9 protein-coding genes and 1 tRNA gene are annotated in these 9000 nt (G+C 28.1%); 7 read left to right on the top strand and 3 right to left on the bottom strand.

The window, feature by feature from the left end:
* Nucleotides 1–550: toxin-antitoxin system YwqK family antitoxin (locus tag Q1J48_RS02090; RefSeq protein WP_367181828.1), on the top strand; the 550-nt coding region annotated here is incomplete at its 5' end.
* A gap of 120 nt (nucleotides 551–670) precedes the next feature.
* On the opposite strand, the gene fabG is transcribed toward Q1J48_RS02090, so the two are convergent.
* The 3 genes from fabG to Q1J48_RS02105 all read right to left on the bottom strand — a co-directional run bounded on the left by fabG (nucleotide 671) and on the right by Q1J48_RS02105 (nucleotide 2912).
* The gene (gene fabG, locus Q1J48_RS02095) at nucleotides 671–1396 is read right to left on the bottom strand and encodes a 3-oxoacyl-[acyl-carrier-protein] reductase (protein ID WP_300330167.1); all 726 of its coding nucleotides are present in this window, start codon (nucleotides 1394–1396) and stop codon (nucleotides 671–673) included.
* A 16-nt stretch (nucleotides 1397–1412) separates the two neighbouring features.
* Nucleotides 1413–2792, bottom strand: coding sequence for a dipeptidase PepV (pepV, locus tag Q1J48_RS02100; protein ID WP_300360801.1), 1380 nt, complete (start codon nucleotides 2790–2792; stop codon nucleotides 1413–1415).
* A 26-nt stretch (nucleotides 2793–2818) separates the two neighbouring features.
* A tRNA-Sec gene (locus Q1J48_RS02105) sits at nucleotides 2819–2912 on the bottom strand.
* 264 nt (nucleotides 2913–3176) lie between these two features.
* Here Q1J48_RS02105 and Q1J48_RS02110 point away from each other — a divergent pair.
* The 6 genes from Q1J48_RS02110 to Q1J48_RS02135 form a co-directional block, all read left to right on the top strand.
* Complete coding sequence (locus Q1J48_RS02110; RefSeq protein ID WP_300360804.1) at nucleotides 3177–4292, top strand: ABC transporter ATP-binding protein; 1116 nt, start codon at nucleotides 3177–3179, stop codon at nucleotides 4290–4292.
* Complete coding sequence (locus Q1J48_RS02115; protein WP_300360807.1) at nucleotides 4292–5131, top strand: ABC transporter permease; 840 nt, start codon at nucleotides 4292–4294, stop codon at nucleotides 5129–5131. Before Q1J48_RS02110 ends, Q1J48_RS02115 begins: the two co-directional genes overlap by 1 nt.
* Before the next feature lie 34 nt (nucleotides 5132–5165).
* On the top strand, nucleotides 5166–5897 hold the full coding sequence (locus Q1J48_RS02120) for an ABC transporter permease (protein WP_300360818.1): 732 nt from the start codon (nucleotides 5166–5168) through the stop codon (nucleotides 5895–5897).
* Nucleotides 5898–5970: 73 nt separating this feature from the next.
* Entirely contained in the window at nucleotides 5971–6756 is a 786-nt protein-coding gene (locus Q1J48_RS02125; RefSeq protein ID WP_300360809.1) for a peptidylprolyl isomerase, read from the top strand.
* Nucleotides 6757–6852: 96 nt separating this feature from the next.
* Nucleotides 6853–8037 (top strand): metallophosphoesterase family protein, encoded by a 1185-nt coding sequence (locus tag Q1J48_RS02130; RefSeq protein ID WP_300360812.1) that lies wholly within the window; start codon nucleotides 6853–6855, stop codon nucleotides 8035–8037.
* A partial coding sequence (locus tag Q1J48_RS02135) for an AAA family ATPase (protein WP_300360815.1) occupies nucleotides 8037–9000 on the top strand: 964 nt, incomplete at its 3' end. The genes Q1J48_RS02130 and Q1J48_RS02135, both read left to right, overlap by 1 nt.

Genomic DNA, 9000 nt, shown 5'->3' on the forward strand with positions numbered 1-9000 from the left:
TGATGGAAAACTTCTAAACGAAGAATATTATAGAAATAATATTTTAAATGGTGAATTTAAAGAATATAGTAGAGAGGGGAAAGTTACTTTAATTGGTAAATATTCTAATGGAATGAGATCTGGTGAATGGAAGGGATTTGATGAAACTGGAAAAAATACAGATACTTTTTTATATAATGAAAATGGGCAATTAAATGGAAAGATTATTAATTTCGTTCCTACTGACTTTTCAAGAAAAGAATATTTTAGGAAGGAAACTGAGTTTAAAGATGGGATTCTTGAAGGAAGTTTTATAATGTATGATACAAAAAATAAAATTTCTGAAAAGGGATACTATAAAAATAATGAAAAAGATGGACAATGGTTAAATTATACAGATGGTATCCTTCTTTCTGAAGAAAATTTTAAAAATGGTAGAAGGGATGGAAAACAAATATATTATTATACAAATGGAAAAATTTCTAAAGAATATATTTTTAGAGATGGAAAAGAGATAGAATTTCGCTCTTATTCTGAAGATGGAAAATTAACTTTTGAAAATAAAAGATAAATAAAAAAACTACATCGATAATCTTTTTTGATTTAAGATGTAGTTTTTTATTATTTAATTTCATTGAAAGAAAAACACCCAAAATCATAAAATTTTGGATGTAAAATATTTTTTATTAAATTAGAATGAAAGTCCACCAGATATTGGAAGAACTGCTCCTGTAATATAAGATGATTCATCACTTGCTAAGAATAGAACAGCATTCGCTACATCTTCTTTTGTTCCCATTCTTTGTAATGGTACACCACTTAAAATTCCTTCAACAGCTTTTTCTGATAATTTATCAGTCATAGGACTTTGAATAAATCCTGGTGCTACACAGTTTACTCTTATTTGAGCTCCTTTTCTACAAAGTTCTTTTTTCCAAGTTTGAGTCATTGCAATAACTCCAGCTTTTGTTGCTGCGTAGTTAGTTTGTCCTATATTTCCATAAAGTCCTACTACTGAAGATAGAGTTATAATAGAACCTTTTTTAGCTTTTGTCATCACAGGTGCAACTGCTTGAGTAACATTGAATACACCTTTTAAGTTTATATCAATAACAGCATCCCATTGCTCTTCACTCATTCTTACAAATGGAGCATCTTTTGTTATTCCTGCATTATTTACTAATATATCAATTGCTCCATACTCTTCAACTATTTCTTTTACAAGAGTTTTTATTCCTTCTCTATCTGTTACATTTAAAACTTTTCCTACAACATTTTCTTGAGTGTATTCACAAGGATTAACATCACAAGCAATAACCATTTTTGCTCCCTCTGCTGCAAATCTTTCAACTATTGCTCTTCCTATCCCAGCTGCTCCTCCTGTTACTAATGCTACTTTTCCTTCTATTCTATTCATTATTTCCTCCTGATTTTTATTTTGCTAAATTATAGATTGCTTCTATATAAATTTTTAATAAAGTATCTAAAGTAGATAAATCTATACATTCATTTCTTTGGTGCATAGTATCTGGTGTTTCTTTTAATAAAGCACCAAATGCAACACAGTTTTTTACAGCCTTAGCATAAGTTCCTCCACCTATTGCTACTGGCTCTCCATCTGGATCCTTTGTTATATCTTGATATATTTTTGTAAGTTCTTTTACTAAAAAACTATCTTTATCAATATATAAAGGACTTTCTTTTTTACTAATTTCAAATTCTATTCCATATTTATTAAGTAATTCAAGTAATTTTTCTTCTAGAATTTTTACATCTAAAGTGACTGGGTATCTTGTATCAAGTGATATATAAAGATATCCATTTTCAACATAAGCTTTACCATAGTTCATAGTTATTTCACCAGATGGTTCATCTTTAAAGTTAAGTCCTGCTGACTTTCCATTATACTCAAGTTTTATATTTTCAGCAAAATATTTTGCCATTTGAGATAATCCTTGAATATCCAAATCTAAAGCAGATACAAAAGACATCAAAGCTGAAAGTGAATTGTATCCTAAATCTGGATGAGCAGCGTGAGCAGCTTTCCCAAAAGAAGTGATTTCTAACTTTCCATCTTTTTCTTCACAACTTATTTTATAATCATTTGCAATATTATATTTTTCACAAGCTTCTACAACTAAATCTTTATATTCTAAAGGTAAAGTTAAGAAAGTTTTTTCTGGAACAGCGTTAAAAACTTTTCCCCCTTGGATAGAAAAATTATCTTGTGCTTTTATTTTTAATAATCCTCTAAAAATTCCTTTCTCTGCAAAAGTAACAGGAAAACTACTATCTGGAGTAAATGATAAAGTTGGTTCTGGCATCTGTAATTTTCCAAAATAATGTTTCATACATCCCCAGTTAGTTTCTTCATTAGCTCCTACTATCATTCTAACTTGTCTTTTTAATGGTACACCCATATCTTTTAAACATTTCATAGCATAAAGACATACCATTAAAGGTCCCTTATCATCTAAAGTACCTCTTCCATACATTTTATTATCAACTATCTCTGCTGAATAAGGTGGATAATCCCAACCTGTTCCTTCAGGAACAACATCGACATGTCCTAATATACCTACTGACTCTTCCCCTTCTCCAAATATTATATGTCCAGCATAGTTATCAAAATTTTCAACCTTAAATCCTAAGCTTTCTCCTACTTTTAAAAAGTGTTCTAATGCTCTAGCAGGTCCCTCTCCAAAAGGCATTCCTGGTTTTGGTTCCTCTTCCACACTTTTTATTCTTATTGATTCTTGAAGTGATGATATTAACTCTTCTTTATATTTTAATACTTCTTCTTGAATATTCATATCTATCCCTCTCTTTTTTAGTATTTTGGCGGAAGTGTATAGGAATCGAACCTATCAAGGAATAAAATCCCCTATGACAGTTTTGAAGACTGCTGAAAACACCAGTTTTCTTCCACTTCCATAAATATTAATTATAGTATAGCAAACTTTTTTAAAAAAATAAATAGTTTAATTTGAAATTTATTTTACAATAATATTCTTTATATATTTAAATATCATATATTTAAAGTTTTGGAAAGAATAAAATTACATATGTTTTTTAGTATTGCTATTGTTTAATAAAAGAACTAAGTCAAATAATATATTTGTATTTTTATATAAAATATGGTAAAATCATTTGGATAATTAAAAATATTAAATTTAAAGATATTAGGAGGTTGATAAGTGGAAAAGAAAGGTATTTATATTAAAAATCTTTCAAAAACTTTTGATGGAGTTAAAATTTTAAAAAATATTGATTTATCTATTGAGCCAGGAGAATTTTTCTCAATACTAGGTCCTTCTGGTTGTGGAAAAACGACTCTTTTAAGAATTCTTGCTGGATTTACTGAGCCTGACTCAGGTGTTGTATATTTAGGAGATAGAGACATAACCAACTTACCTCCTAACTTAAGACCTATAAATACAATATTTCAAAAATATGCCCTATTCCCTCATTTGACAGTTTTTGAAAACATAGCTTTCTCTTTAAGATTAAAAAAAGAAAGTGAAGAATATATTAAAGAAGAGGTTACTAAACTTTTAAAAATGATAGATCTTGAGGCTCATGCCAATAAAAAACCAAATCAACTATCTGGAGGACAACAACAAAGGGTATCAATAGCTAGAGCTCTTATTAATAAACCTGATGTTTTACTTCTTGATGAACCTCTTTCAGCACTAGATGCAAAACTTAGACAAAATCTTTTGATTGAGCTTGATAATATTCATGATGAAATTGGTATTACTTTTATTTTCATCACCCATGATCAGCAAGAGGCTCTTTCTATTTCTGATAGAATAGCAATTATGAATCATGGAAATGTTTTACAAGTTGGAACACCTGCTGAGGTTTATGAATCACCTGCTGATATGTTTGTAGCTGACTTTATTGGAGAAAATAACTTTATTGAAGGAGAAGTTACAAAAATAAATAGTGACACTTGTGCAACTTTAAAAAATCCAAACTTTGGTGAAATTTTATTTGAAATGGATAGAAATGTAAAAGTTGGAGATAAAGTTATAGTTTCTGTTAGACCAGAAAAAATAAAAGTAACTAAGAAAAAGCCAGAAAATTTAAACTGGAAATATAACTCTTTAAAAGTTTATGTTGATGAAGTTATATATACAGGTTTCCAAAGTAAATATTTTGCTTGGGTAAACGGAGATAAAAATCTTTTAATAAAAGCATTTAAACAACATGATATTTTCTTTGAAGATGATGATACAGATGTAAGCTGGGATGAGGAAGCGTTTATATCTTGGAACTTCGAAGATAGTTATTTAGTTGAGGTAAAATAATGACTGAAAATAAAAAAGGGATCTCTTATACAATTCCATTAACAATATGGCTAACAGCTTTCTTCTTAATCCCTATGCTTATTGTTTTAATATATTCTTTTTTAAAAAAAGGTGTATATGGTGGAGTTGAGTTTGAGTTTTCAGTTGAAACGTTTAAAATATTTACAAACCCTGTATTTTTTTCAATAATTTTTAAAACTTTATGGGTGAGTATTATTGTTACAGCTATCACTATTATAATAGCTGTTCCAACTTCTTATTATATAGTTCGTTCAAAATATAAAGAAAAACTTATTTATCTTATTATAATTCCATTTTGGACTAACTTTCTTATAAGAATTTATTCTTGGATGGCAATTCTAGGAATCAATGGTTTTATCAATCTTTCTTTAATAAAACTTGGAATTATTGATACTCCAATACAATTTTTATACAATATGGGAGCTGTTATAGTGATCTCAGTTTACACAAGTTTACCTTTTGCTATACTTCCATTATATTCAAGTATTGATAAATTTGATTTTGCTTTGATTGAAGCAGCAAGGGATTTAGGAGCTACTAACAGACAAGCATTTTTCAAAGTATTCTTACCAAATATTAAAAATGGTATATTAACAGCAAGTTTGTTTACATTTGTTCCAATGCTTGGATCTTATGTTGTTCCAAAACTTGTTGGAGGTACAGATTCCATATTCTTAGGAAATATAATCGCTCGTCACTTGACAGAGACTAGAGATTGGCCAATGGCATCGACTATCTCTTCTGTTCTTATTTTAGTAACAATGGTAATAGTTGTAATTGGAATTTTAAAAAAAGGAAAAGGTGAGGCTGGTGAATAAAAGAAGGACTTCATTATTTTTCTTTGTGTTATCTATGGTATTCTTTTATTTACCATTGGTGGTTTTGATAGTATACTCTTTTAATGATGGAAAAGCTATGGTGTGGCAAGGTTTTTCTCTTAGATGGTACAAAGAATTGTTTTTATACTCTGATGAATTATGGAGAGCTTTTAAATATAGTATTTTTATAGCTATAATTTCAAGTAGCGTTTCTGCTTTTATAGGAACTTTAGGAGCTATTGGGCTTCATTGGTATAACTTTAAATATAAGAAATTTTTAGAAATTATAAGTTATTTACCTCTTATTGTTCCAGATATAATTCTTGGAGTTTCTTTGCTTATATTATTTGTTACTGTTAAACTTGAATTGGGACTTACAAGTATAATTATAGTTCATACAACAATAAATATTCCTTTTGTTTTATTTATTGTTTTGTCAAGACTTGCTGAAATAGATTACTCTTTAGTTGAAGCAGCTTATGATTTGGGAGCTACTGAATTACAAGCATTGAAAAAAATTATTTTACCTTTGCTTATACCAGCTATAATATCTGGATTTCTAATAGCTTTCACTCTATCTTTTGATGATTTTGTGGCTACATTCTTTGTTGCTGGACCAGGTTCTACCACTCTACCTCTTAGAATTTATTCTATGATTAGAATTGGAGTTTCACCTGTTATAAATGCATTATCAGTTCTATTTATAGGGTTTGCTACTGTTCTTACTCTATCAACAACTAAACTACAAAAATATTTTATACATTAATATATAAATTTTAGACAAAACTTTAACTAATTAAGTCAAAAGAGTAGTAAAAAATTTGGAGGGAAATTATAATATGAAAAAATTTTTAAAACTAATCACAGTTTCAATGCTAGTTCTTTTATTAGGAGCTTGTGGAAGTCTTTCTAAAAGAGGTAGTGCTGATTTAAAAAAGTATAATGATATAAGAGTTACTTTTGTAACTACTCAAGGAGATATTAATTTTTATCTTTATCCAGAAGCAGCTCCTATAACTGTTGCTAACTTTGTAAACTTAGCATTAAGAGGTTACTATGATAATACTACTATTCACAGAGCTATCGAAAACTTTATGGTTCAAGGAGGAGATCCTACTGGTACTGGACAAGGAAGCACTGGTTATACAATAAAAGATGAATTTGTTGAATGGTTAGATTTTTACCAATCTGGAATGTTAGCTATGGCTAATGCTGGACCTAACACAGGAAGTTCTCAATTCTTTATAACTTTATATCCAGCTGATTTCTTAAATGGAAAACACACTGTATTTGGAGAAATTGTTTCTCAAATAGATGGAGAATATTCTAGAAAACTTGAAAAAGGTGACGTTATAAAAGAAGTTAGAGTTTCTGGACATTATGATTTACTTCTTGCTTTGCATAAAGATCAAATAACTGAATGGAATGCTATCCTAGATCAAAATTATCCTAATTTAAAGAGATATGAAATTAAAGATTTAAGTGAATTTGGTGATGAAGTTAAGCAATATCAAAATGAATTAAAAGAACTTTATACTCCAAAAGAAAAAGAAAATGATGACGATGATGTTTCTTTAATTCCTAGAATGATAAGAGGAGTAGAAAGAAAACTTAAAAGAGATTAATTAAAATATTATAATTATACAAACTACATCTAAAATTTAGATGTAGTTTTTTTATTTCAGTAAAATATGCTATAATAATTTAAAGGTGGTGATAAAATGAAAATCCTACATACATCTGATTGGCATTTAGGAAAAAAATTAGAAGGAATAAAAAGAATAGAAGAACAAAGTAAATTTATAAATACACTTGAAAAAATAGTGAGCAATGAAGAGCCAAAAATAATTCTTATAGCTGGGGATATTTTTGACACTCCCAACCCCTCTTCCGAGGCAGAAACTTTATTTTTTAATGCTTTAAAAAAATTATCTAACTATGGAAAAAGAGCTATAATTATTATTCCAGGAAATCATGATAGTGCTGAAAGACTTTCAGCTAGTAAAAATCTAGCAAGAGATTTCGGAATAATTATCTACGAAAAACCCTTTGAAAAAAAAGAAATTGGAACTTATGGACAATTTCAAATAACTTATTCAACAGAGGGAGGTATTATTTTAAATATTGATAATGAAGAAATTTTTGTATATTCTTTACCATATCCAAGTGAACTAGCTTTAAATGAGGAATTTGATGACGATAATATATCCTACTCAAAAAGAATAGGTTCTATACTACAAAAAGGTGTTGATGAAATTAATAATTATAAACAAGATATTTGTAAAATTATAATGACACATATTTTTATAACTGGAAGTATTGGTGATGGAGATGAAAAAGCTATCGAGCTCGGTGGAGCTAGAGGGGTATTTTTAGAAGATCTTCCTAAAGTTGATTACATTGCCCTTGGACATATACATAAACCTATAAAATATAATTCTAAAAGAGCCTTTTACTCAGGTTCTCCTATTGAGTACAGAGTAAGTGAAAATAAATATTCCAAAAAAGTCTTTATAGCAGATATTATTAAAAATTCTCAACTAAATCTTAAGGAGATTGAATTAGAAAATTATAAACCTATTAAAAATTATGAAGTCAATGGTATAGAAAAAGCTTTGGAATTATCTCATCAATTAAAAAATATTGAAGAGTGGATTTATTTAAAAATTCACACAGATAAATATATCTCAAGTAGAGATATTAAAGAGATAAGAAAAAATAAAAATATCTTAGAAATTATCCCTGTTATGAAAGGGATAGAGATGGACTCTATTTCTACCGATATAGATTATGGTGACCTAGATATAAAAGAATCTTTTATAGAATTCTATAAATCTTTTGATGGAATTGAGCCTAAAGAAGAAACTTTAAATCTCTTTATAAAAATTTTAGAGGAGGATGAATAATGAAACCATTAAAATTAGAGATAGAAGGTTTTCAAAGTTTTAAAGAAAGACAATCTATAAATTTTGAAAAATTATGTGAATATGGAATATTTGGAATATTTGGAGAAACAGGAAGTGGAAAATCTACAATTCTTGATGCCATCATTCTAGCTCTTTATGGGGAAATTCCAAAAGAAAAAGAGTTAGGAAAAGAGGATGAAGGACTTAAAAATTTTTTAAATAACTCCTCTGAAAAAATGGAAGTATATTTTAAATTTGCTTTAGGGGAAGATATTTTTGAAATCACAAGACGTTATTATTTAGGTAAAACTAAGGGAGTCGATACTCTTAAACCTAAAGATATAATAATGAAAAAAAATGGGGATATTATAGCTGATAAAGATAAGATGCTTAAAGAAAAATTAAATGATGAGTTTGGGTTAAGCATTGAAGACTTTGTGAGAACTGTTGTTTTACCTCAAGGAAAATTTAGTGAATTTTTAAGACTTCGTGGAGAGGGAAAAAAGAAGATGCTCGAAAACATCTTCAATATGGAAGAATATGGAAAAAAACTTAAGGACAAAGCTAACCAAGTAAAAAAAGATTTAGATACAGAAAGAGAAAAACTTGAAAATCAATTAGAAGGATTTGAGCCTACATCTAAAGAAGAGATACTTTTTCTTGAAGAAAATCTTTTAAAAAATATAGAAGTTTTAAATACTCTTTCCAATGAAAAAGCAAAGTTTGATAATTATTATTCTCAAATGGATAATCTAAGAAATTTAATTATAAAATCAAATGAGTTAAATTTAGAAAAAGAAAAACTTGAAAATTTAAAAATTGAGGTCGAAAAAAAGGAAGAGATTTTAGAAAAAAATTCCCAAGCCGAAGAGATAAAAGAGTATATTTTACAAAAAGATAATATTCAACATAAAATCTCTTTAAATAAATATGAACTTGATAAATTCTTAAAAGAAAAATCTG

Origin of the sequence: Fusobacterium sp. (assembly GCF_029258315.1) — a bacterium.
GTDB lineage: Bacteria > Fusobacteriota > Fusobacteriia > Fusobacteriales > Fusobacteriaceae > Fusobacterium_B.

Excerpts from the sequence above, each read along its gene's own strand:
- fabG (WP_300330167.1), bottom strand. The coding sequence starts at position 1,396 with ATGAATAGAATAGAAGGAAAAGTAGCATTAGTAACAGGAGGAGCAGCT.
- pepV (WP_300360801.1), bottom strand. The coding sequence starts at position 2,792 with ATGAATATTCAAGAAGAAGTATTAAAATATAAAGAAGAGTTAATATCA.
- Q1J48_RS02115 (WP_300360807.1), top strand. The coding sequence starts at position 4,292 with ATGACTGAAAATAAAAAAGGGATCTCTTATACAATTCCATTAACAATA.
- Q1J48_RS02120 (WP_300360818.1), top strand. The coding sequence starts at position 5,166 with ATGGTATTCTTTTATTTACCATTGGTGGTTTTGATAGTATACTCTTTT.
- Q1J48_RS02125 (WP_300360809.1), top strand. The coding sequence starts at position 5,971 with ATGAAAAAATTTTTAAAACTAATCACAGTTTCAATGCTAGTTCTTTTA.
- Q1J48_RS02130 (WP_300360812.1), top strand. The coding sequence starts at position 6,853 with ATGAAAATCCTACATACATCTGATTGGCATTTAGGAAAAAAATTAGAA.